The 21499-nt window shown below is 65.9% G+C and carries 24 protein-coding genes and 1 tRNA gene; 16 read left to right on the top strand and 9 right to left on the bottom strand.

Annotation, left to right across the window (positions count from 1 at the left end; all coding sequences use genetic code 11):
* Positions 1-79: 79 nt before the first annotated feature.
* A complete protein-coding gene (locus H7V21_RS00770; RefSeq protein ID WP_223177038.1) occupies positions 80-385 on the bottom strand; it encodes a DUF2934 domain-containing protein in 306 nt (101 codons plus the stop codon).
* A gap of 216 nt (positions 386-601) precedes the next feature.
* Here H7V21_RS00770 and H7V21_RS00765 point away from each other — a divergent pair, with 216 nt between their 5' ends.
* Both H7V21_RS00765 and H7V21_RS00760 read left to right on the top strand, forming a co-directional pair.
* Positions 602-1060 carry a hypothetical protein gene (locus H7V21_RS00765; protein ID WP_188054757.1) on the top strand — a complete coding sequence of 153 codons (459 nt, stop codon included), beginning with the start codon at positions 602-604 and terminating at the stop codon, positions 1058-1060.
* Positions 1061-1303: 243 nt separating this feature from the next.
* The gene (locus H7V21_RS00760) at positions 1304-1990 is read left to right on the top strand and encodes a hypothetical protein (RefSeq protein ID WP_188054756.1); all 687 of its coding nucleotides are present in this window, start codon (positions 1304-1306) and stop codon (positions 1988-1990) included.
* A gap of 357 nt (positions 1991-2347) precedes the next feature.
* Here H7V21_RS00760 and H7V21_RS00755 read toward each other — a convergent pair whose 3' ends face one another.
* Together H7V21_RS00755 and H7V21_RS00750 are read right to left on the bottom strand one after the other, a co-directional pair.
* Positions 2348-2587 (bottom strand): hypothetical protein, encoded by a 240-nt coding sequence (locus H7V21_RS00755; RefSeq protein WP_188054755.1) that lies wholly within the window; start codon positions 2585-2587, stop codon positions 2348-2350.
* A gap of 207 nt (positions 2588-2794) precedes the next feature.
* Positions 2795-2884 (bottom strand) — tRNA-Ser (locus H7V21_RS00750).
* Positions 2885-3017: 133 nt separating this feature from the next.
* On the opposite strand from H7V21_RS00750, the gene hspQ reads away from it, so the two are divergent.
* The 4 genes from hspQ to H7V21_RS00730 all read left to right on the top strand — a co-directional run bounded on the left by hspQ (position 3018) and on the right by H7V21_RS00730 (position 4935).
* Complete coding sequence (hspQ, locus tag H7V21_RS00745; protein WP_188054754.1) at positions 3018-3398, top strand: heat shock protein HspQ; 381 nt, start codon at positions 3018-3020, stop codon at positions 3396-3398.
* A 131-nt stretch (positions 3399-3529) separates the two neighbouring features.
* Entirely contained in the window at positions 3530-3904 is a 375-nt protein-coding gene (gene rplU, locus H7V21_RS00740; protein WP_188054753.1) for a 50S ribosomal protein L21, read from the top strand.
* Between the two features lie 24 nt (positions 3905-3928).
* The gene (rpmA, locus tag H7V21_RS00735) at positions 3929-4198 is read left to right on the top strand and encodes a 50S ribosomal protein L27 (protein ID WP_188054752.1); all 270 of its coding nucleotides are present in this window, start codon (positions 3929-3931) and stop codon (positions 4196-4198) included.
* 176 nt (positions 4199-4374) lie between these two features.
* Complete coding sequence (locus tag H7V21_RS00730; RefSeq protein WP_188054751.1) at positions 4375-4935, top strand: GNAT family N-acetyltransferase; 561 nt, start codon at positions 4375-4377, stop codon at positions 4933-4935.
* A 21-nt stretch (positions 4936-4956) separates the two neighbouring features.
* On the opposite strand, the gene H7V21_RS00725 is transcribed toward H7V21_RS00730, so the two are convergent.
* Entirely contained in the window at positions 4957-5808 is an 852-nt protein-coding gene (locus H7V21_RS00725) for a metal-dependent hydrolase (RefSeq protein ID WP_188054750.1), read from the bottom strand.
* Between the two features lie 56 nt (positions 5809-5864).
* On the opposite strand from H7V21_RS00725, the gene H7V21_RS00720 reads away from it, so the two are divergent.
* The 9 genes from H7V21_RS00720 (at position 5865) to lptG (ending at position 15852) form a co-directional block, all read left to right on the top strand.
* A complete protein-coding gene (locus H7V21_RS00720; RefSeq protein ID WP_188054749.1) occupies positions 5865-6482 on the top strand; it encodes a TetR/AcrR family transcriptional regulator in 618 nt (205 codons plus the stop codon).
* Positions 6483-6601: 119 nt separating this feature from the next.
* Positions 6602-7654 (top strand): GTPase ObgE, encoded by a 1053-nt coding sequence (gene obgE / locus H7V21_RS00715; RefSeq protein WP_188054748.1) that lies wholly within the window; start codon positions 6602-6604, stop codon positions 7652-7654.
* A 37-nt stretch (positions 7655-7691) separates the two neighbouring features.
* Positions 7692-8819 carry a glutamate 5-kinase gene (gene proB / locus H7V21_RS00710; protein ID WP_188054747.1) on the top strand — a complete coding sequence of 376 codons (1128 nt, stop codon included), beginning with the start codon at positions 7692-7694 and terminating at the stop codon, positions 8817-8819.
* On the top strand, positions 8819-9730 hold the full coding sequence (locus tag H7V21_RS00705; RefSeq protein ID WP_188054746.1) for an NAD-dependent epimerase/dehydratase family protein: 912 nt from the start codon (positions 8819-8821) through the stop codon (positions 9728-9730). The genes proB and H7V21_RS00705 overlap by 1 nt, the downstream gene beginning before the upstream one ends.
* 76 nt (positions 9731-9806) lie before the next feature.
* Positions 9807-10055, top strand: coding sequence for an acyl carrier protein (locus H7V21_RS00700; RefSeq protein ID WP_188054745.1), 249 nt, complete (start codon positions 9807-9809; stop codon positions 10053-10055).
* A 96-nt stretch (positions 10056-10151) separates the two neighbouring features.
* The gene (gene spt, locus H7V21_RS00695) at positions 10152-11414 is read left to right on the top strand and encodes a serine palmitoyltransferase (protein WP_188054744.1); all 1263 of its coding nucleotides are present in this window, start codon (positions 10152-10154) and stop codon (positions 11412-11414) included.
* A gap of 53 nt (positions 11415-11467) precedes the next feature.
* Positions 11468-13426, top strand: a complete 1959-nt coding sequence (locus tag H7V21_RS00690) for an ATP-binding protein (protein ID WP_188054743.1) — start codon at positions 11468-11470, stop codon at positions 13424-13426.
* Positions 13427-13564: 138 nt separating this feature from the next.
* On the top strand, positions 13565-14758 hold the full coding sequence (gene lptF, locus H7V21_RS00685) for an LPS export ABC transporter permease LptF (protein WP_188054742.1): 1194 nt from the start codon (positions 13565-13567) through the stop codon (positions 14756-14758).
* Positions 14755-15852, top strand: coding sequence for an LPS export ABC transporter permease LptG (gene lptG, locus H7V21_RS00680; protein ID WP_188054741.1), 1098 nt, complete (start codon positions 14755-14757; stop codon positions 15850-15852). The genes lptF and lptG overlap by 4 nt, the downstream gene beginning before the upstream one ends.
* A 213-nt stretch (positions 15853-16065) precedes the next feature.
* Here the strand turns inward: lptG and H7V21_RS00675 are convergent, their stop codons facing one another.
* Positions 16066-17193: a fatty acid desaturase family protein gene (locus tag H7V21_RS00675; RefSeq protein WP_188054740.1), complete on the bottom strand. Its 1128-nt coding sequence runs from the start codon at positions 17191-17193 to the stop codon at positions 16066-16068.
* Positions 17194-17333: 140 nt separating this feature from the next.
* On the opposite strand from H7V21_RS00675, the gene H7V21_RS00670 reads away from it, so the two are divergent.
* Complete coding sequence (locus H7V21_RS00670) at positions 17334-18512, top strand: N-acetyltransferase (protein WP_188054739.1); 1179 nt, start codon at positions 17334-17336, stop codon at positions 18510-18512.
* A 48-nt stretch (positions 18513-18560) separates the two neighbouring features.
* On the opposite strand, the gene H7V21_RS00665 is transcribed toward H7V21_RS00670, so the two are convergent.
* From H7V21_RS00665 to H7V21_RS00650, 4 genes are all read right to left on the bottom strand, one after another.
* Positions 18561-18887, bottom strand: coding sequence for a hypothetical protein (locus H7V21_RS00665; protein WP_188054738.1), 327 nt, complete (start codon positions 18885-18887; stop codon positions 18561-18563).
* A 167-nt stretch (positions 18888-19054) separates the two neighbouring features.
* A complete protein-coding gene (gene xth, locus H7V21_RS00660) occupies positions 19055-19825 on the bottom strand; it encodes an exodeoxyribonuclease III (protein ID WP_188054737.1) in 771 nt (256 codons plus the stop codon).
* Between the two features lie 11 nt (positions 19826-19836).
* The gene (gene erpA, locus H7V21_RS00655) at positions 19837-20178 is read right to left on the bottom strand and encodes an iron-sulfur cluster insertion protein ErpA (RefSeq protein ID WP_188054736.1); all 342 of its coding nucleotides are present in this window, start codon (positions 20176-20178) and stop codon (positions 19837-19839) included.
* Between the two features lie 107 nt (positions 20179-20285).
* The gene (locus H7V21_RS00650; RefSeq protein WP_188054735.1) at positions 20286-21461 is read right to left on the bottom strand and encodes a M23 family metallopeptidase; all 1176 of its coding nucleotides are present in this window, start codon (positions 21459-21461) and stop codon (positions 20286-20288) included.
* Positions 21462-21499 lie beyond the last annotated feature (38 nt).

Raw genomic sequence — 21499 nt, 5'->3', positions numbered from 1 at the left:
GGCCGGTGAACACTTCCAGACCAACCGCACAGCGGGGCAATCGTTCCCTCTCGCCAAGGCAGCGAATTGCCGAGCCGGATCAATCCGTTTTGGTCTTGCCCTTGCCCTTGCCGGAGGTGGCGCCCCGCGGACTGCGCGCCGCGGGCTTCGCCTTGGGTTCTTCGGCAGGCGTCGCCTCGGCTGCGGCCGCGACCGGCTTTTTCGTGGTTGTGTGCTTTGCAGAGCCCGCAGCTTTGGCGGAGGGCTTGCTGGGGGTCTCGCGCGCCTCGCCGAACTCGGAAGCCGCCTTCTGCCAATGCTCCTCTTCACGACCTTCGGGCCGACCTTCCTCCTGCCATATCTCATACGCCCGCTCGCGGATTCGCTGCTCGAGATCGCGCTCCATCTTCATCTCCTCTACTGGTCAGCATGCGGAGGACGGACGGAATGCTCCGGCCCCCGGGCATGGCGACAATGCACCAACGCCGCAAATGATGCGTCGGGGCGGCCAGCCGGGGCATGCATCCCCAACGGAGGAACGGCGGGACGGCCGATTGTGGGCGCGGACTCCGCCCCTGCCCTGCGACGGTTGAAATCGCATCGCGACACGCTCAAGGAAGACATGCGGGGACGCACCAGCGTCAGCGAGGAGGGCGAAACCATCTTGCCTGTCGCAACCTTCCTGACATCGGGACAGATCGTCGACACGCAGTTGACGGTGAACTGCAGCGCCCAGACCCGCGCTACTTTCGATCTCAACGATTCGACCTGGATCACGCTCAGCGCCGGCACTCTGCCGCTTTGGAAGGCTCTGCTTTCGATCGCCAACCAGCATGTAATCCTCGAAGAGGCGATCACTGCCCTCGGCGTCACGCTTTCGGAAGGGCTGACGATCACCTTCAATCCGCTCGGCGGCCCGACCGGCACCTATACGGTGCTCCTCTACGGCACGATCATCGACAGCGGCACGCCTCATGTCTTCGAAGGAGCAAGTCTGGGCGTCTTCTCGAGGAATCCCGTCGCGAAACGGGCGGTCGAGTATTTGAGACGCCCTGGCTCCGCGGCGCCGGCGCAAGCATAGCGCTGTAATGGTGTAAATATTGAACCTGAATGGACCCATTTATAAAGGTCCACATTCAATCAAATGTAGATTGACGCAAACTCTCCAAATCAACGATCAATGTTTTCACAGATCGGTTGTGTTTCATCCAGTGGAGCTTCGTGTTTCTGCTGAAATCATTGGAGATGCGCCTTGGGTAAAGAAAAGTTCATTTTCGCCGTTCCGTCGAAAACAACCACCCCGACGAGCCCGAACACCGATGTCGTGGCAACTCCGTCCGGAGACACCAACAACACCACGCAACTTACGTTCGAGTATCAGGGAAGGATTCCGGTGTGGACCCCTGCCGTCTCCCAAGCGCAGCAGACGGTCACCCTGGGCGAAGACATCACGATCGGATCGACGACGTGGAAGAAGGGGATCACGGTCCAGTACAGCGCGCTCGGCGCCTCCCAATATACGGTGACGATCACCTCGGGCGAGATCGTCGACGACCGCGGCCTCTATACGCTCAGCGGCCTCACGCTCGGCATCTTCCCGATCGGATCGAGCAGCGAGAAGCAAGCGAGCTTCGAGGCTCCGGCGATCGACACTTCGGGACTGGAGGTGGCGACTTTCAAGGCGATCTCGTCGGTCAATACGCCGACCAGCCCGAACAGCAACGTCGTCACCACGCCGAGCGGAGACACGAACAACACGACCTTCCTCTCGTTTCAATATCAGGGACGCATTCCGGTCTGGACGCCGGTCGTCTCCCAGGCACAGCCCTCGGTGACGCTCGGGAACGACATCGCGATCGGAACGACCGTCTGGATGAAGGGGATCACGGTCCAATACGCCGCGCTCGGCTCCACTCAATATACCGTGACGATCACCCAGGGAGAGATTGCCGACAACGGCGGCCTGTACAGGCTTTCCGGGACGTTGCTCGGCATTTTCCCGATCGGATAGGATCGTGGACGCGCCCGCCGCACCGCGTTTCGAACAGATCGGGACGAGTTCGGTATACGAGACGAAGGTGGCGGGCTCCGTCGGCTGGGCCGGCTACCTTCTTTCGCCCGAGCCCGGCCTTCCCGACGCGATCGCCTTCGAAGATTCGCTTGCCGACCAGAACGGGCATTATCTGTTCTGCACCGAGCGCCCCGCCGGGATCGACGAGGATCCGGCGGGGTTCGCCACTAAGGCACTGCGCTATATCGCAGCCGCGACCCGAAACCGTGCAGTGGTCTGGCTCGCCTCCGCCGATCCGGTCGTGTTCGGAGACTTCAGTCGCTACGGACTGCCCTTCCTCTATTTCGGAAGCGTCTATCAGGCGACGGCGGATCTCAATCTGCCGTTCGGTTCGAACGCGGCCTTCCACATCCTGAACCAGACGCGGCTGGCGATCGCCGGCGACGCGCTGAAATTCTCGGCATCGGCGATCAATTCGCCGCCGTTCATCGCATTCCAGACGAACGACGGCGATCCTCTCGGCGTGCGGCTGGCGCCCACGAGCAACCGGATCGAGGCTTTCGTGCCCTTTACCGGCGCGAATAGCGGTTGCGTCACGTTCGATGGCGCGCTCGATCCGAAGGCCGCGTTCGACAATGCGGACCTGGGGCTCGGTTTCCGCTATGTGCTGCGCGACCAGGATACACAGCAGCTCGAGACCATCGGCTACTCCGCTCTCTCGGCCGCGGAGCTTCCCAGCAAACCCGCTTGTGCCGTCCACCGAGCGGTGCGGCACGGATCTGAAGATCAGGAAGCGCAGGGAAGTGGCGGAGAGGGTGGGATTCGAACCCACGGTACCCGCAAGGGCACAACGGTTTTCGAGACCGCCCCGATCGACCACTCCGGCACCTCTCCGCGAGGGGCGGCGCACTGGATTGTTCCTCGCGGAACCGCGCGCCGGTCGACTGAGCGCGGGCCCTTAGCCCAAAGATTCGGGCCGCACAAGCGGTGTGCTTGTGCCGCGCGGCGAAACCACTAGATTGGAGACATGTCCAGCCTCACCACCTCGCCCGATCCGTTCGACGCGGGAGTGCCGATGCCCCCCGTCAGCCATGCCCGCTTCACGATCGGCGATGTCGTGCGACACCGGCTGTTCGATTTCCGCGGCGTGATCTTCGATGTCGATCCGGTCTTCGCCAATTCCGACGAGTGGTACGAGGCGATTCCGCAGGACGTGCGGCCCCGCAAGGACCAGCCTTTCTATCACATCCTCGCCGAGAACACGGAATCCAGCTACATCGCCTATGTCAGCCAGCAGAATCTGGTGGTCGACGAAAGCGAGGAGCCGGTCGATCATCCCGCGATCGGCGGCCTGTTCGATGCCTTTTCCAAGGGCCGGTACCGGCTCAAGCGTGAACATCGGCACTGAGGACAGGCGATCGGCCGCGAAAACGGCAAGTCGCGGTTGACTTGACCCGCCCTTTCCCCTAGCTGCGCCGTTCTTCCCGAGCCGGTTCGCCGTGCGCGGGGCACATGCATTTAGAAAACGAGACTAGACCCATGTTCGCTATCGTGCGCACGGGCGGCAAGCAGTATCGCGTCGCCGCAGGAGACAAAATCGTCGTCGAGAAGCTCGGCGGCGAAGCCGGTGATTCGATCACGCTGGACGACGTTCTGCTCGCCGGCGAAGGCAGCGATCTGAAGTCGACCGACGGCCTGACCGTCTCGGCCGAGATCGTGGCGCAGGCGAAGGGCGAGAAGGTCATCGTCTTCAAGAAGCGTCGCCGTCACAATTATCGCCGCAAGAACGGCCACCGTCAGCAGCACACGATCCTGAAGATCACTGCGATCGGCGGCGAAGCGAAGAAGGCGAAGAAGGCCGCCAAGGCAGAGGCAGCTCCGGCGGAAGCCGAAGCGCCGGCCGCGGAAGCCTGATCGAGACACGAGGAGTAACGGGCAATGGCACATAAGAAAGCAGGCGGCTCGTCGCGCAACGGTCGCGATTCGGCAGGCAAGCGTCTCGGCGTGAAGAAGTTCGGCGGACAGGAAGTCGTCGCCGGCAACATCATCGTGCGCCAGCGCGGCACCAAATTCTATCCGGGCACGAACGTGGGCATGGGCAAGGACCACACCCTCTTCGCGCTTACCGACGGCCGCGTGTCGTTCAAGGAAGGCCGCCTCGGCCGCAAATTCTGCTCGGTAGACATGATTGCGGAGGCAGCCGAGTAACATCGGGCAACCGGCCGGGTTGCCCACCAGGGCGACCCGGGTCCGCATTCGGACCAGCGCAAAAGGGAGACGGGTCGCCCCGGTCTCCCTTTTTTCATGCTCCCTCACCTGCGGCTGCAATCTGGACGACACATCGCTCGTCCAACGCACGCCGCAACGACCGAGGAGAGTCGGGCATGTTCGTGCGTACCCCAAGACTGACCCTGCGGCCCGGCTGGCCGGAGGATGCTCCCGAACTGGCGCAGGCGATCGGCCAAGAAGGCGTCGTGCGCAATCTGGCACGCGCGCCCTGGCCCTATGCGCTGGCGGACGCCGAGGCGTTCCTCGCCGATTTCGGCGGTCCCGAGATGCCCAGGTTCGTGATCTGCGCGCATGCCGCCGGTTCGGTCCGCATTATCGGCATGGTCGGCGTGGAGCCGCTCGCGAGCGCCGCGCACGAGCTCGGCTATTGGATCACCCCCGACGCCCAGGGCCGCGGCTATGCGACCGAGGCGGCGCGCGGCGCGCTCGCCGCAGCACATGCACTGGGCATTCGCCGAGTCGAGGCAGGCCATTTCGTCGACAATCCCGCCTCCGGCCGCGTGCTGCGCAAGCTCGGCTTCGTGCCGACCGGCGAGCTGCGCATGACGCACTCGCGCGGCCGTGGCGGCGAAGTCGAGACGGTCCGCTTCACGCGCGAACTGGCCGATCAGCCGGCATGCGACGACGATCCTGCGCGAACGCGAATGGCGGCGTGAGGCATTTGCCGGCGGCGGCGCTCAGGCGGTCGCCGGCATCGCCGCCGCCGCATAATCGCTTTCGGCCTTGCCGATCAGCGCGCGGTCGTCGTGATCCCAAGGATGGAATCCCGGGCGGAAATAGGTGAGCCAGCTCGGCACGATCTTGCGCACGATCCCGGGTGACCAGAGCAGATAGCGCGCCAGCCGCCGCTTCGCCGACCAGCCGGTGATCCCGTCCTGGCGCAGCAGCTCGAGCGTGCCTTCGATCCGGTGACGCCAGAAGTTGACGGTCACCAGGAACATCACCAGCGACCGCGTCTTCCAGCGTTTCCAGCCGCTCCAGTCCCTGGTCGCATGCGCCCAGGTGTCGTAGGCGACTCCCTTGTGCTCGACTTCCTCGATCGCATGCCAGCGCCACATGTCCGCCTGTTCGGCGTCGGTCTGCTCGAACAGTTCGGGGTGCTCGAGGATCAGCGACGCCAGAATGGCCGTGTAATGCTCGAGCGCCATCGTCGCGGCGAGGCGGACCACCGCCGGCCGCGCATTGGCGATCGCCAGCATCTCGTCGACCCGCGCGTCGAGCGAGGAAATGTCGTAGCCGGCGTCGACCACCGCCTTGTTGAACACGATATGCTCGCGGCTGTGCATCACTTCCTGTTGCGTGAACGCGCGGATTTCCTGCGCCAGCTTGGGCTCCACACCGTCGCGGTGCGCCTTCACCGATTCGATGAAGAAGGCCTCCCCCTTCGGAAAGGTGACCGACAGCGCATTGAAGAATGCCGTCGCGATCGGATCTCCGTTCATCCACCAGCGCTCGCGGCGTGCGGTACGGCCGAAGCGCCGATCGCGCGGCGTGATCGTCAGATCGGCGGGAGTCTTTGCTTTCGCCATGAGTTTCCTCCACTACGCAGAGTTCGCATTCCTCGAAGTAGTCAATACTGACATTGATGTCAATATCTCGCAAACGCCTCAGCCCGGAAGAGTCGCGCGATATCGCGCTCGAGGCTGCACGAACGCTGCTGATCGAGGCTGGCCCACAAGCCGTTACGCTGAAGGCGGTCGCCGCGCGCATCGGAAGGACGCATGCCAATCTGCTGCACCATTTCGGCTCTGCGGCCGGGCTGCAGAAGGCGCTGGCGGCGCTGATCGCGGAGTCGGTCTGCGCCAAGATCGGCGAAGCGGTGATCCGGGCGCGCCAGGACGAGAATCAGGATCCGAGCGAAGTCGTCGATCTCGCCTTCGATGCGTTCGGCAAGGAAGGCGCAGGCGCGCTGGCGAGCTGGATGATCCTGTCCGGCAACGAAGACGCGCTCGACCCGATTCTCGGCGCGATTCACCGGCTGGTCGATGAACTGGCGCTCGAAGGCCATCAGGATCGCACGTTCCACGAAGATACGCTCGCGCTGGTGCTGACCGCTCTCGGCGACGCGCTGTTGGGAGGCCCGATGGCGAGCGCCCTGTCGCTTCCGCGCACCGCGGCGCGGGAGATCGCGGCGCGTCAGCTCCGGGAATCGCTGCTGCGTGAGAAGGGCCTCGAATGCCTTGGCGGCGCCAACGATCCTTAGCGCCGCGGCTTCCACCGGCCGAGAGTCGACACGGCGGCGGAGCCTCGCTTCGCTGTCGCGGCCCCTGCTGCGATGCCGCCACGGGGTGACTGTGGCGCGGCATCGCCTATATGGCCTCCATGCATTTCCTCGATCAGGCCAAGATCTTCGTTCGCTCGGGTACCGGCGGCCCCGGCGCAGTGAGCTTCCGGCGCGAAAAGTTCATCGAATATGGCGGGCCCGACGGCGGCGACGGCGGCAAGGGCGGCGACATCGTGTTCGAGGCGGTCCCTGGCCTCAACACGCTGATCGACTTTCGCTACACTCAGCACTTCCGCGCCCAGCGCGGCAAGGGCGGCGCAGGCGCGAACCGCACCGGCGGCGGCGGCCGCGATCTGGTCATCAAGGTGCCGGTCGGCACGCAGGTGATCTCCGAAGACAAGGAGCATGTGCTGCTCGACTTCACCAAGGCCGGCCAGCGCGAGGTTTTCCTGCGCGGCGGCGACGGCGGTCGCGGCAATGCCAGCTACAAGACATCCACCAACCGCGCGCCGCGCCAGCACGGTACGGGCTGGCCGGGCGACGAGGCGTGGGTGTGGCTGCGGCTCAAGCTGCTGGCCGATGCCGGCCTCGTCGGCCTGCCCAATGCAGGCAAGTCCACCTTCATCAATCGCGTCTCCAACGCCAAGGCGAAGGTGGGCGATTATGCCTTCACCACCACGCGCCCGCAGCTCGGCGTGGTCAGCCACAAGGGCCGCGAGTTCGTGCTCGCCGACATTCCGGGGCTGATTGAGGGCGCGGCCGAAGGCGCCGGCATCGGCGATCGCTTCCTGGGCCATATCGAACGCTGCAAGGTGCTGCTGCACCTCGTCGATGCCCATGGCGACGATCCGGCAGCGGCGTACCGCATCGTGCGCGACGAGCTGGAGGCCTATGGCGCCGGTCTGGTCGCCAAGCCCGAAGTGATCGCGCTCAACAAGGTCGACTTGCTCGACGACGAGCTCACCGACGCGCTTTCGGCGGAGCTTGCGGAAGCGAGCGGCGCTCCGGTGCTGCCGCTCTCGGGCGCGACCGGCGCCGGACTCGAGGCAGTGCTCGACCGGCTGGTCGAGGCGATCGGCCCCGCCGAGGGCGGCGTTCCCGACACCGGCGAGGATTCGAGCGAAGAACCGGTGGAATGGTCGCCGCTATGATTCAGAAAGACGCCAGAACAGAGATATTGGAGGTATTGTGAGCGAAGCGGATCGCTTCTCCCCCGAACGGTGCCCGCGGCTGATCGTCAAGGTCGGCTCGGCACTGCTGGTCGGACCCGATGGCGAGGTTCGCAAGGAATGGCTGAAAACCCTGGCTGCCGATATCGGCGCGCGGTTCCGCGCGGGTCAGCAGGTCGCGATCGTCAGCTCGGGCGCGATCGCGCTCGGCGCGCGGCGGCTGGGCCTCTCCGGCGGCGGCCGCAACACGCTGGAGGACGCTCAGGCGTCCGCCGCGCGCGGCCAGATCGCGCTTGCCCAGGTGTGGGCCGACGTGCTCGACCATGAAGAGCTCCAGGCGGCGCAGGTGCTGGTGACGCTCGGCGATTTCGAGGACCGCCGCCGCTATCTCAATGCATCGGCCACGCTGGGGCGGCTGATGTCGCTCGGCGTGGTTCCGATCGTCAACGAAAATGACACCGTCGCAACCGAGCGCATCCGCTTCGGCGACAACGACCGGCTGGCAGCGCGTGTGGCGCAGGCCTCCGAAGCCGATGGCGTGATTCTGCTCTCAGACATCGATGGCCTCTATGATTCCAATCCGCACACCAATCCCGATGCCAGGCTGATCCCCGTCGTCCGCGAGATCGACGAGAAGATCATGGGCATGGCCGACAGCAAGTCCTCCTCCGGCATGGGCTCGGGCGGCATGGTCTCGAAGATCGAGGCGGCGCGGATCGCAGCGAGCGCGGGCATCGATCTCGCGATCATCTCGGGCCACAAGGAACATGCGCTCCGGCATTTCTTCGATACCGGGCACGGCACTGTCTTCTATGGCGAAGGCACCCATGGCGCGCGCAAGGCGTGGCTGTCGGGCGGCCTCACCGAAGAAGGGACGATCTGGATCGACAAGGGCGCGGTCCAGGCGCTGCAGAACGGCAACAGCCTTCTCCCGGCGGGCACGCTGCGGATCGAAGGGAATTTCGCGCGCGGCGATCTGGTCCTGATCGTCGATACCAAGGGAACCCGCATCGCACGCGGGCTCTCTGAATATGACGCCAGCGACGCCTGCCGCATCGTCGGCTGCCGCAGCGAGGAAGTGCCGGCAATCCTCGGCTATTCGCCGCGCTCGGCGCTCGTCCACCGCAACCATATGGCGCTGCTCTGATGCAGCCGCTCACGCTCGCCATCACCGGCGGCACCGGTTTCGTCGGCACCAAGCTGATCGAACTGGCGCTCGCCGAAGGGCATGCGGTGCGGGCACTCACTCGGCGGAAACAGGCCGAGCGCGAAGGCATCACCTGGATTCGCGGCGCGCTCGACAATGTCGAGGCGCTGACCACGCTCGCCGAGGGCGCCGACGCCGTGATCCATGTCGCGGGCGTGGTGAATGCGCCGGACAAATCCGGCTTCGTGCGCGGCAACATCGATGGCACGCGCAACATGCTGGCTGCCGCGCGCAAGGCCGGCGTCGAGCGCTTCGTCCATGTCTCGTCGCTCGCCGCGCGCGAGCCGGGCATGTCGGCCTATGGATTCTCGAAGGCCGAGGCTGATGCGCTGGTGCAGGATTCGCCGCTTGCCTGGACGATCGTTCGCCCGCCCGCCGTTTATGGTCCGGGCGATCTCGAAATGCTCGACTTGTTCAAGCTCGCCCGGCGCGGCCTCGCCCTGCTGCCGCCCGGCGGCCGCCTCTCGGTCATCGAAGTGAGCGATCTCGCACGGCTTCTGCTCACGCTCACCGACTCCGATCCCGGCCGCATCATCCTTGATGCCGACGACGGCACCGAAAGCGGCTGGAGCCACCGCGACTTCGCCCAGGCTATCGGCACTGCGATCGGCAAGCGAGTCGCGGCGATCGCCCTCCCCCGTCCATTGATGATGGCGGGCGCGCATCTCGACCGGCTGGTGCGCGGTCGCGACGCCAAACTCACTCCGGATCGTGTCGCCTATTTCTGCCATCGGGACTGGGTCGCCGATGCCGCGCGTCGCCCGCCGATGCAGCTGTGGCAGCCCCGGGTCGCCACGCCGGACGGGCTGGCAGCGACTGCGGCATGGTATCGCGCGCAGGGGCTGCTATAGGCAGCCTTTCGTTAGCGCCGAAAAGAGGCCGCATTTGCTTGGCACGTGCGGCGCTTCGCTGTCTCAAGGAACCGATGTGAGCGATCGTCAGGAAATCTTCGATACCGTTGCGCGGCTGATCGAGCCCTTCAACAAGAAGGGCGTCGCGCTGAGCGAAAGCACGACCTTTGCGGGCGATCTCGAATGGGACAGTCTGACGGTGATGGATTTCGTCGCCGCGATCGAGGACGAGTTCGACATTCTGATAACGATGAACATGCAGGCCGAGATCGAGACCGTCGGTCAGCTCGTCGATGCAGTTCAGAAGCTCAAGCACAACGCATAGCCACCGTTCGTCCCGAGCGAAGTCGCGGGACGGCCGCCGGCGCGACGCCAGCGTGTCCTGACTTCGCTCCACATGAACGGATCGGGGACATATGACATGACCGAAGCCGCCCAGACCGCGCATCAACTTCCTCGCGAACCGCGGGACGTCGCTCCCGAGCGGGATCTCTTCTCCAAATTCGATCCGTTGATCGCCGAGCGCCAGGCGCTGCTCGACAGCGGCGTTCGCGATCCGTTCGCGATCGTGATGGACGAAGTGAAGTCGCCCACTCTCGCGATCATCAAGGGCAGGGAGACGATACTCCTCGGCACCTACAATTACATGGGCATGACCTTCGATCCGGACGTGATCGCCGCCGGCAAGCGCGCGCTCGACGAATTCGGCTCGGGCACGACCGGCAGCCGCGTGCTCAACGGCACCTATGGCGGGCACAAGGACTGCGAGGACGCGCTCAAGGAGTTCTACGGCACCAAGCACGCGATGGTCTTCTCGACCGGCTATCAGGCCAATCTGGGCATGATCTCCACCCTCGCCGGCAAGGGCGAGTACATCATCCTCGACGCCGACAGCCATGCCTCGATCTATGACGGCTGCGCGATGGGCAATGCGGAAGTGGTGCGGTTCCGCCACAATTCGGTCGAGGATCTCGACAAGCGCCTCGGCCGCCTGCCCGCCGACGCCGGCAAGCTCGTCGTGCTAGAAGGCGTCTATTCGATGCTCGGCGACGTCGCACCGCTGCCCGAGATGGTGGCGGTGGCCAAGAAGCACGGCGCCATGATCCTGTGCGACGAAGCGCATGGCATGGGCTTCTTCGGCCCCAACGGCCGCGGCGTCTATGAGGAGATGGGCTGCGAGGACGATATCGACTTCGTCGTCGGCACCTTTTCCAAGTCGGTCGGAACCGTCGGCGGCTTCTGCGTGTCGAACCATCCCAAGTTCGACGTGATGCGGCTCGTCTGCCGCCCTTATGTGTTCACCGCGTCGCTGCCGCCCAGCGTCGTCGCCACCGCCGCCACCTCGATCCGCAAGCTGATGCACGCGGGCGAGAAGCGCGCGCATCTGTGGGAGAACAGCCGACGGCTGCACACCGGGCTGCGCGAGATGGGCTTCACGCTGGGTACCGAAACGCCGCAGTCGGCGATCATCGCGGTGATTCTCAAGGACCAGACTCAGGCAGTGATGATGTGGCAGGCGCTGCTGGAAGCGGGGCTCTACGTCAACATGGCACGCCCGCCGGCGACCCCTGCCGGCACCTATCTGCTGCGTTGCTCGCTCTGCGCCGAGCACAGCGCCGAACAGGTCGAGCAGATCCTCGGCATGTTCCAGGCGGCGGGCCATGCCGTGGGTGTGATCGGCTGAACCGGGGCGCGCGGCTTTTCAGGAGTCGTGCGAGCATCTAGATTGCTGCAGCGATGAGCCACGGATCGGAAGCCGGCGCGGTTCGCAATCGGAACCGGCGCATTGCCACGCTCGCGGTGATCGCGCTTGCGGGCACGGCGTTGCTGGTGGCGCTGTTCGTGCTTCAGGTGCGCAGCGAAATCCGGCGCGACGCAGCGATCGCCGCCCAGGCGCAGAGCTATGAGCGGGTGATCCGGGCCGCCGCGCTGTCGGCCAGCATCGCCCAGGCAGAGGCGACGCTCGGCCGCTATGTGATCAGCGACGACCGAGCGATGGGGCAACGCTTCGGCGACGCCTGGAACCAGGCACGGGATCAGCTCGACCGGCTGGCGACGCTTTCGCGCGGCGATCCGGCCGAGGCCGCGCGGATCGCGCAGGTCCGCGAAGCCTTTCACGAACGCGGCACCGAACTTTCCGAAACCGCGAGCTATCTGGCGCACCGGCGCGGAAGCGATGCGCTGGGGAGCTATTACGCGATCCGCTCCAGCCCCGCGCTCACGCGACTGAACGACGGTCTCGATCGCCTTCTCGAGCGGCAGCGCGCCACGCTCGCGCAGAGCAACCGCGAATCCGCGGCCGCCGTGGACGAGGCGAGCACCGCCACTCGGGCGCTCGCCGCCTTCGGCCTGCTGCTGGCGCTGGGCGCGGTGCTGCTCGGATGGTTCATGGTCGAAGTGCTCGGCGAGCGTGGCGAAGCCGATGCGGAAGCCGTCGCCGAGCGGGTCCGTTCGGCCGAACTGGAGGAGGCCGTCGCCGCCGCCACTGCGCAGCTGCGCGCCGAGGCGCGCGAGCGCGAGGAGACCGAGGCGCGGCTGCGCCAGGTGCAGAAGATGGAAGCGGTGGGGCAGCTCACAGGCGGGATCGCGCATGATTTCAACAATATGCTGGCAGTTGTTGTCGGCGGCCTCGAACTCGCGCGGCGCCAACTCGATCGCGACGAATCCCCCGCGAAGCGCCACATCGAGAATGCGATGGAAGGCGCCAATCGGGCTGCGGCGCTCACCCGACGTCTGCTCACCTTCTCCCGGTCCGAGCCGCTGCTGCCCGAAGCGGTGGAGCCGGGCGCGCTCATCCGCGGCATGGCCGATCTTCTCGACCGTACGCTCGGCGATGCCGTTTCGGTCGAGACGCACGATGCCGGCTCCGGCTGGTGCGTCTGGGTCGATCGCCACCAGCTCGAAAATGCCGTGCTCAACCTCGCCGTGAACGCGCGCGATGCCATGGAGGGGCGCGGCACGCTGACGATCGCTACTGCGGGCGCGACGCTTGCCGCGGGCGCAATCGGCAGCTGCGCGGCCGGCGATTACGCAAGCATCGCCGTCAGCGACACCGGATGCGGCATGACCCCGGAAGTGCTCGAGCGCGTGTTCGAACCCTTTTTCACCACCAAGCCGGTCGGCCAGGGAACGGGCCTTGGGCTGAGCCAGATCTTCGGCTTTGCGCGCCGGTCCGGCGGCGAGATCGGCATCGAAACGAAGCCCGGCAGAGGTACGACGGTCACGCTGTATCTGCCGCGCTACTTCGGCACCGCGACGCCGGCGACTCCCGAATCCGTTGTCGACCCGGTCGCGGCGGCGCGGCCGCTCGACATTCTGGTCGTGGAAGATGACCCGCGCGTGCTTGCCGCCACGGTCGAGGCGCTCTCCGAGCTCGGCCATCGCGCCATCGGCTGCGACAATCCGATCGAAGCTCCGGCGCGGCTCGCGGAAATGGCAGCGCTCGACCTGATCGTATCCGACGTGCTGATGCCGGATCGCACCGGTCCGGAGATGATCGCCGCGCTGGAAGCCGAGGGGCGGCTCGACGGAGCGGCCGTGCTGTTCGTCACCGGCTATGCCGGCGAAACCGATCCCGCGGTGTTCGGCGGGCGCCCCGTGCTGCGCAAGCCCTATACGATGGCCACGCTCGCGCGCGCGGTCGAAGAGGCTGTCCCCTCCACGCGCGGTTCACGCCGGCGCTTTGCCCATGGCTGAGCCGCGGCCCCGCACCGCAACGGCCATTTTCCGGCTGACGCCCTCGCCTGCCCCGGCTATAGGCTTGCCACTTCTGCACGCGCCGCGATGCGCGCGGCGTGCGTTCCGTTCCCCTGCAAAAGGTGCCCTGGGCAGCGCATGAAATCGATCGATCGCTATATGGCGCGGCTGATCGCGATTCCGCTGATCTCGACATTGCTGATCACGGCGATGCTGCTGGTGCTCGATCGGATGCTGCGCCTGTTCGAATTCGTCGCGACCGAGGGCGGTCCGGTGAGCGTGGTCTGGCGGATGCTCGCCAATCTGCTGCCCGAGTATCTCGGCCTCGGCATTCCGATCGGCCTGCTGCTCGGCGTGCTGCTCGCCTTCCGCCGGCTCGCCACTTCGTCGGAGCTCGACGTGATGCGCGCGGTCGGCATGGGCTATGGGCGGCTGCTGCGCGTGCCGTACATGTACACGGTCGCGCTCGCCGCGCTCACGCTCGTGATCGTCGGCTTCGTCCAGCCCTACGCCCGCTACAACTACGAGGAGCTGCGCTACGAGCTGCGCTCGGGCGCACTGGGCGCATCGATCAAGGTCGGGGAGTTCACGCAGTTCGGCGACCAGATGACCTTGCGCATCGAGGACAGCCAGAACGAGGGGCGCGATCTTTCCGGCATCTTCGTTCATGCCACGAGGGGCGATGGCGAATGGCTGGCGGTAACTGCTGAGACAGGCACGTTCCTGCGTACCGACGATCCTGACGTCATCATCTTCCGTCTCACCAATGGAACGCTGGCGCATCACAGCAGCCAATCCCCCGTGCCGCGCGTGCTGACCTTCACGGCGCACGACCTTCCGATCAATCTGCCGCAGTTCGAGAATTTCCGGCAGCGTGGTGACGACAATCTCGAGCGAACGCTGCCCGAACTGGCGCAGATCGGCGGCGATCCGGCTGCGAACGACGAGCTTCGCGCCACCAGCCGCGCGCAGCTCCACTTCCGCCTCGCCGAAGTCGCCATGATGTTCCTGCTTCCGTTGCTGGCCGCGGCGCTGGGCATCCCGCCGAAGCGATCGACTTCGGCGCTGGGCGTGTTCCTCTCGGTCGTCATCGTCGTGACCTTTCACAAGGTCTGTGAATATGGCGAATCGGTCGGCAGTCTGGGGCTGATCAATCCCGCTGTGGCGCTGTGGGTGCCGTTCGCGCTGTTCGGCGCGCTGATCGTGTGGATGTACTACACCGTGGCCTATGTCCCCGGCGGCCAGCCGATCGGCGCGCTCGAACGGGTCTTTGCCAAGGGAGTGAAGGCAATCGTTTCCCGCATTCCAGGCCTGTCGAGGAAGAAGGCATGATCGGGGCCGAGTTGTTCCCCTCGCGGACCGTCTCGGTCTATCTGGCGAAGATGTTCCTCATCCGCAGCTTCGCCATTCTGCTGGCGTTGGTGCTGGTGCTCCAGGCGCTCGACCTGCTGAGCGAATCGGGGCGCATCCTCGCCAACCCGGAGAACGGCCAGGCCGAGATCTGGCGCTATGTGAGCCTGCGCGTGCCGCAGATCATCTCCCGGTTTCTTCCCTTTTCCGTGCTGCTGGGCACGATCATCACGCTCAGCACGCTCAATCAGAACAGCGAAGTGATCGCGCTCAAGGCGTCCGGTCTTTCGGCGCATCAGGTGCTCGCACCGCTCATCCTCGCCGGCTTCGGCGTCGCCATCATCTCCTTCGCGTTCAACGATCGGATCGTCGCGCGCGCCACGGCCACGCTCGAGGCCTGGGAGAATGTCGATTTCGGCCAGATTCCCATCGATCGCGGCGATCGCTCGAACGTGTGGGTGCGCAGCGCAGGCGATCTCATCCAGGTGCAGCAGATCCGCGGCCGCGGCGAAGCGGCGCAGTTGAACGGCATCCGAATCTACGAGCGCGGCGACAACCAGCTCCGCTCCATCCTCACGGCAGAGAGGGGTGAATTCGTCGGGAACGCATGGCAGGTGCAGGGTGCGCAGCGCTTCGACGTGGCTTCGGGCGAAACCGCGCAGGTCGGCACCGCCCGCGTCGCCGAAGGCGTGAGCCCGGATCGATTCACCCTGGCTTCGGTAAATGCGGAAGGCTTGTCGTTCGGCGCGCTTTCCGCCGCCATTTCCGAGCTGAAGGAGGCCGGACGGCCCACCAAGGCGCTGGAGGGCGCCCTGTGGCACAAGCTCTCGGGGCCGCTCTCCTCGGTGCTGATGCCGCTGCTCGGCGCAGTGGCGGCGTTCGGCATCGCCCGTTCGGGCAAGCTCTTCCTGCGCGCCGTCATCGGGATGGCACTCGGCTTCCTCTATTTCGTCGCGGACAATTTCGCGCTGGCGATGGGCAATCTTGGCGCCTATCCCCCGCTCCTCGCCGCCTGGGCGCCCTTCTTCCTGTTCCTGATGATCGGCGAAGCGGTGCTGCTCCGCTCCGAGGAATAGCGCCAAGCCCGACTCTCTCCCGAGGGGAGGGGGAGACCGCGGAAGGCAGTGGAGGGGCAGTCGCCTCAACCGACAGGCCCGCGCTCTGAAGCCCGACCCTCAGCCTGTGGCGCAGTTCCCCAGTCTCGGGAAGGTGGTTCGGCACCGATCCAGACGATCGGCTTCAAGCGACAGGCGCTACACGGCTCGATCCGCCGGGCGCCGCCGCCCGGCTCACCCCCGCCGCGCGCCGCCCATCGTGCTCGCCGCGAGGCGGCCGACCAGCCCCGGCAGATGCGGATAGTTCGCCCGATGGTAGGCCGACTCGCCTTCCAGCGCGGCGGTGAGCCGGCGGTGCGCTTCGCCGAGCGCATGATAGGGCAGGCTCGGCAGCAGATGGTGCAGCGCGTGATAGCGCAGCCCCACCGGCGCCCAGAGATAGGGCAGCACCGACGGCGGCGGCACGTTCACGCTGTCGAGGAACTGCGCGGTGACCGTCAGCGGCTCGCCCTCGTTCTCCCAGAGATGCGCGACCAGCGTGCGCACCTGGTTGATCACCGCCACGGCGCTGATCACGCCCATATAGATGGCGAAGGCGTGGAGCGGCATCAGCCCGGTCGCGACGGCGAGGATCACGCCGATCGCCCACACACTTGTCCCCGCCTCCTGCCAGGCCCATTGCCGCCGGAATTCGCCTTCGGGGGCGCGGCGCTCATAGCTGGGGTTGATCTGCAGCCCCGAATATTTGGCGACGAGCACGCGGCGCAGCTTGGGCGACAGCATCGAGAGCGGGGCGAGAATGCCGAAGCGCAGCAGCAACCCGACCGGCATCAGCACCGAAACCAGCAGAAACACCGGCAGCGTATGCGGCTTCATATGCGCCAGCGGCAGATATTCGGGGTCTTCCGCCGTGCCATAGCGCGTGCGCGAATGGTGGATTGCATGGATTCCCTCGTACATGAACGACGGGAGCATCATCGGAAAGCCGACCAGCACGTTCCACGCGACGCGAAAGCCCGGCAGCAACGAATGCTTGAGATGCGTGATCTCGTGGATGAACAGCGTCGCGCGATAGAGCGCCAGCACCGAGACGAGCCCGGCGAGCAGCCCCCAGCCGAGCGAGGGTGCCAGGATCGCGCCGATCAGCGCCGCATAGCCGACCGCGGCCGAGATGAAACAGTCGGTCCAGTAGATCCAGGGCTTCGGCTTCTGCAGGTCGCGCGTCATCTCGGCGGCCGCGCGCAGCATGGCGCGGTCGTCCGGCACACCCGAAAGCGTGATTCGCGGCTGCTTTGCCGTCGGCGTGACGGCTTCGGGTAGATCCGCCGTCTCGCGCAGATCGAGTGCTACCGATTTCATCATCACCTCTTTTCCCACCAGATAGTGGCACGATGGTGGCATTTGCAGGGGCTTGCGCCGTTCACAGTGATCGGAAAAGCCGTTCGCTTGACAATGCAGTGGCGAAACGGAACTGCATTGCGCTCCATCAACGCGAGGCCAGCTTGACCACTCAGACGCGCGTGCGCCCCATCTCAGGAAAGCGCGACATCAAGGCGTTCATCGACCTCGCCTATCGCCTCAATCAGGACGATCCCAACTGGGTGCCGCCACTCAGAAGCGAAGTCGCCGGCACGATCGATTCCAAGAAGAACGGCTGGTTCAGCCATGCCGAGGCCCAGCTTTTCCTTGCCGAGCGCGACGGGCGCCCGGTCGCGCGCATCTCCGCGCACATCGATCGTCTCGCGCTCGAACAGCCGCCGGAGCAGGGATTCGGGCCGGGCACCGGATTCTTCGGCTTGTTCGAGGCCGAAGACTGGGACGCGGCCTTCGCGGTGCTCAACGAAGCCGAAGCCTGGCTCGCCGCGCGCGGCATGACACGCGTGCTCGGGCCGGTCAGCCTTTCCGTGTGGGAAGAGCCGGGGCTGCTCGTGCGCGGCCACGATCATGCCCCGGTCGTGATGATGGGGCATCACCGGCCCGAATATGCCGGCTGGATCGAAGCCATGGGCTATGCCCCGGCCAAGAAGCTGCTCACCTACGAACTAGACGTCAGGCAGCAGTTTCCGCCGATCATTCAGCGGATCATCGCCTCCGGCGAAAAGAATTCGCGGATCAACGTCCGCAGGGTCGACAAGTCGCGCTTCGCCGAGGAAGCGGCGATCATCCTCGGCATCCTCAACGATGCCTGGTCGGACAACTGGGGCTTCGTGCCGCTCACCGATGCCGAGGTCGCCGACGTCGGCAAGAAGCTGAAGCCGCTGGTGTTCGAGGATCTGATCATGATCGCCGAACTCGACGGCGAGCCGGTGGCGTTCATGATTACCCTGCCCGATCTCAACGAGGCGATCGCGCCGCTGAACGGAAACCTGCTCCCATTCGGCTGGGCGAAGCTGCTGCTGTGGCTGCGGCGGCCGAAGGTGCGCAGTATGCGCGTGCCGCTGATGGGAGTGGTCAAGCACCTGCAAAGCTCGCGCATGGCGAGCCAGCTGGCCTTCATGATGATCGAATATATCCGTCGCGCCGCCGTCTCCGAATATGGTGCGACGCGTGGCGAGATCGGCTGGATCCTTGACGACAATCAGGGGATGGTCGCGATTGCCGACGCGATCCGCAGCCGGGTCAACCGCGAGTATCTGATCTACGCCAAACCGATCGCCGCAGGCACACTCAATCATATGTAACGCGGGGAAGCTGCCGGGGCCGCACCGGAGCGGCCCCGGCATGGCTTGTCAGTCGCGCCAGTCCGAACCGTCCGAGCGCGTGCAGGTGCCGGCGGGCTCGGCGTTGCAGTGACGCACGGGATCCCAGCCCTTCAGGAAGCGCCAGTCACGCTGGCTGTGGCATTCGCGCGTCACGCCATTCACCTTGCGATTGACGACGCAGAATTGCGGCTCGAGCGATCGGGCGGCGGCGGGCGTCGCGGCCGCGCGCGGCGCGGCGGCGGTACCGCGTTCGCTGCCCGTCGGATCGTGCGGACCGGCGGCGGCCGGCAGACTGGTTCCCAGCGCGAGAGCGAATGCTGCGGCGGCTCCGACGCTACGTACGACAATGTTCATGCGATCCTCCTCTGCTTTCCTTGACGCAGGCGAGCGCTTGTCTCGCCTGCGACGACAGAGGTGCATTATGCGTGCCATACACTGGAAGCACGCAATCTCAATGGTTCAGCGCACCGCACGATGTGTATTGCTAATCTAGCACGGTAAAACGCGCCAGATATTGGCGCCTAGCGCAGCGTGACCCAGGTGGGGGCGTGGTCGCTTGCCTTTTCGCGGCCGCGATACTCCTTGTCGACGCCCGCATCGACGAAACGGTCCGCGGCCTGCGGGCTCATCAGCAGATGATCGATGCGAAACCCGGCGTCGCGCTGCCAGGCACCCGCCTGATAATCCCAGAAGGTCCAGACGCCGCCGCCCGGAAAGCGCGTGCGCAGCGCATCGGTCCAGCCCTGGGCGAGCAGCCGGCGGTATCCCTGGCGGCTCTCGGGCTGCATCAGCGCGTCGCTCGCCATCGCGCGCACCGAATAGACGTCGTCGTCGTTCGGGATCACATTATAGTCGCCGGCCAGCACCACCGGCCGCTCCTCGGCAAGCAGGTCGCGCGCGCGCGCTGAAAGCCGTTCGATCCAGCGCAGCTTATAGTCGAATTTCGGTCCCGGATTCGGATTGCCGTTGGGGAGATAGATCGACGCGACGACCAGCCCGTTCACCTCCGCCTCGAGATAGCGGCTGTGCTCGTCCTCATCCTCGCCCGCCAGCCCGCGCTGCCGCTCGACCGGATCGGCGTCGCGCGCGAGCACCGCCACCCCATTCCAGCTCTTTTGGCCGTGCCACACGGCGCCATAGCCCGCTTCCCGGATATCGGCCTCGGGGAAGGTCTCGTCGGACGCCTTCAATTCCTGCAGGCACACGATATCGGGCTTCTGCTCGGCAAGATATTCGAGCAGGCGCGGCAGCCGCGCCTTGATGCCGTTGACGTTGTAGGTGACGATCCGCAACTTGGTGCGCGTCAGACGGAGAAGCTGGAGCCACAGCCGCAGCCTGCGGCGGCGTTGGGGTTCTCGACGCGAAACGCCGCACCGCCCAGCGACTCGACATAATCAACGTGCGACCCGCGCACGAGGTCGAGGCTGACCGAGTCGACCACGAGCCGCACACCATCGGTCTCGGCGACGATATCGTCGGGCTCCACCGCGTCGGCGAAGCCGAACCTGTACTGAAAGCCCGAACAACCGCCGCCTTCCACCGATAGCCGGAGGATGGCGGGCTTGCCCTGCTTCTGGGCGATCGCCGCGACGCGGGCCGCGGCAGCGTCCGTCAACGCGATGTCGGAATGGGTCTGCGTCGCCATAAGGCGGAGATAGGAGGAACGATCGCTCTCGGCAACCGCGCCGGCGACGGTTGAGGGGACCGCCTGCCTGGGCGGCCCCTCTCCTCTCCTGGCACGTTTCGCCGGATTTAGTCGGCGGGGCCGCCGACTGCGTTCTGGGTGCGATCCTGGATCGCCGCGAAATACTCGCCCGACTGCATGAACGGGATCGGATTCACCGCATTGCCGTCGACGCGCACCTCATAATGAAGATGGCTGCCGGTCGAACGGCCGGTGGAGCCCATCAGCCCGATGATCTGGCCACGGCGCACGCGCGCATTGTCCTGCACCAGGATCTGCGAAAGATGGCCGTAGCGGGTCTGGATGCCGCGCCCGTGATTGATCTCGATGAGATTGCCGTATCCGCCTGCGCGTCCGGCGCGCGAGATCACTCCATCGGCGGTGGCGTAGATCGGCGTGCCGACCGGGCCGGGAATATCGACGCCCGAGTGCATCGCGGCAGTGCCGCGGAACGGATCCGAGCGGACGCCGTAGCGCGAGGTGAACACCAGATCCTCGACCGGCTGCATCGACGGCACCGAGATCACCGACTGCTCGAGCACGTCGAGCTTCTTCCAGGTGCGGAACAGCGAACGGAACTGCGCCTCGGCTTCGCCGCCCGACGCCTCGCCATCGCTTCCGCCGCCGGCGGCGGGCTCATAGGGGCCGCCCATCGCGCCGCTCACATAGCGCTCGGGGCGCAGGCCAAGGCGACGCAGGTGGCGCGCCGTTTCCTGATAGCGCGCTTCGCCGGCCGCCTGGGCGCGCGCGGCGAAGACCAGCTGGCGCTGCTCGATGCGGCGCAGCGGCTCGATCACTTCGCTGGTGACGGCGCCGGTCACCGGCGCCTGAGGCAGCGGCCGGTTCAGAACCTCGGGATCGCCCTTGCCCGAAAGCACGGCGGAAATCAGCGCCTGGCGCTGCTCGACCCGTGCGGCATGCGCCCGCGCCGCTTCCTTGGCGGCGGCGACATCGGCCTGCATCCGCGCCACTTCGGCGCGCATCTGCTCGACCTGCATTTCCGGCGACAGCTGGACGCCGGCGACGCCGCTGATCGAAATCGCGCCGGCAGTCGCCTGCGACACGCCATAGGCGGAGAAGGCGACGGTGATCGTCGCGATCCCGGCGAGCAGTGCCTGAGTGCGCCCCGCGACGCTGAACCGGCGCAGATCGCGCCCGTCGTGGAAGATGAAATCTCGGGTAGTGAAGAAATTGCGGAACCGTGCAGCGAGGTTCGCGTTTTTGGTGGTCGAAGCGTTGGTCATAATTCCCCGGCAACCATAGACGCATACGCGGCGATGCG

The organism is Sphingosinithalassobacter sp. CS137, from assembly GCF_014334115.1.
GTDB lineage: Bacteria > Pseudomonadota > Alphaproteobacteria > Sphingomonadales > Sphingomonadaceae > Sphingomonas.
Note: the sequence above shows the minus strand (reverse complement) of the source record. Positions and strands in the feature narration are given on the sequence as shown.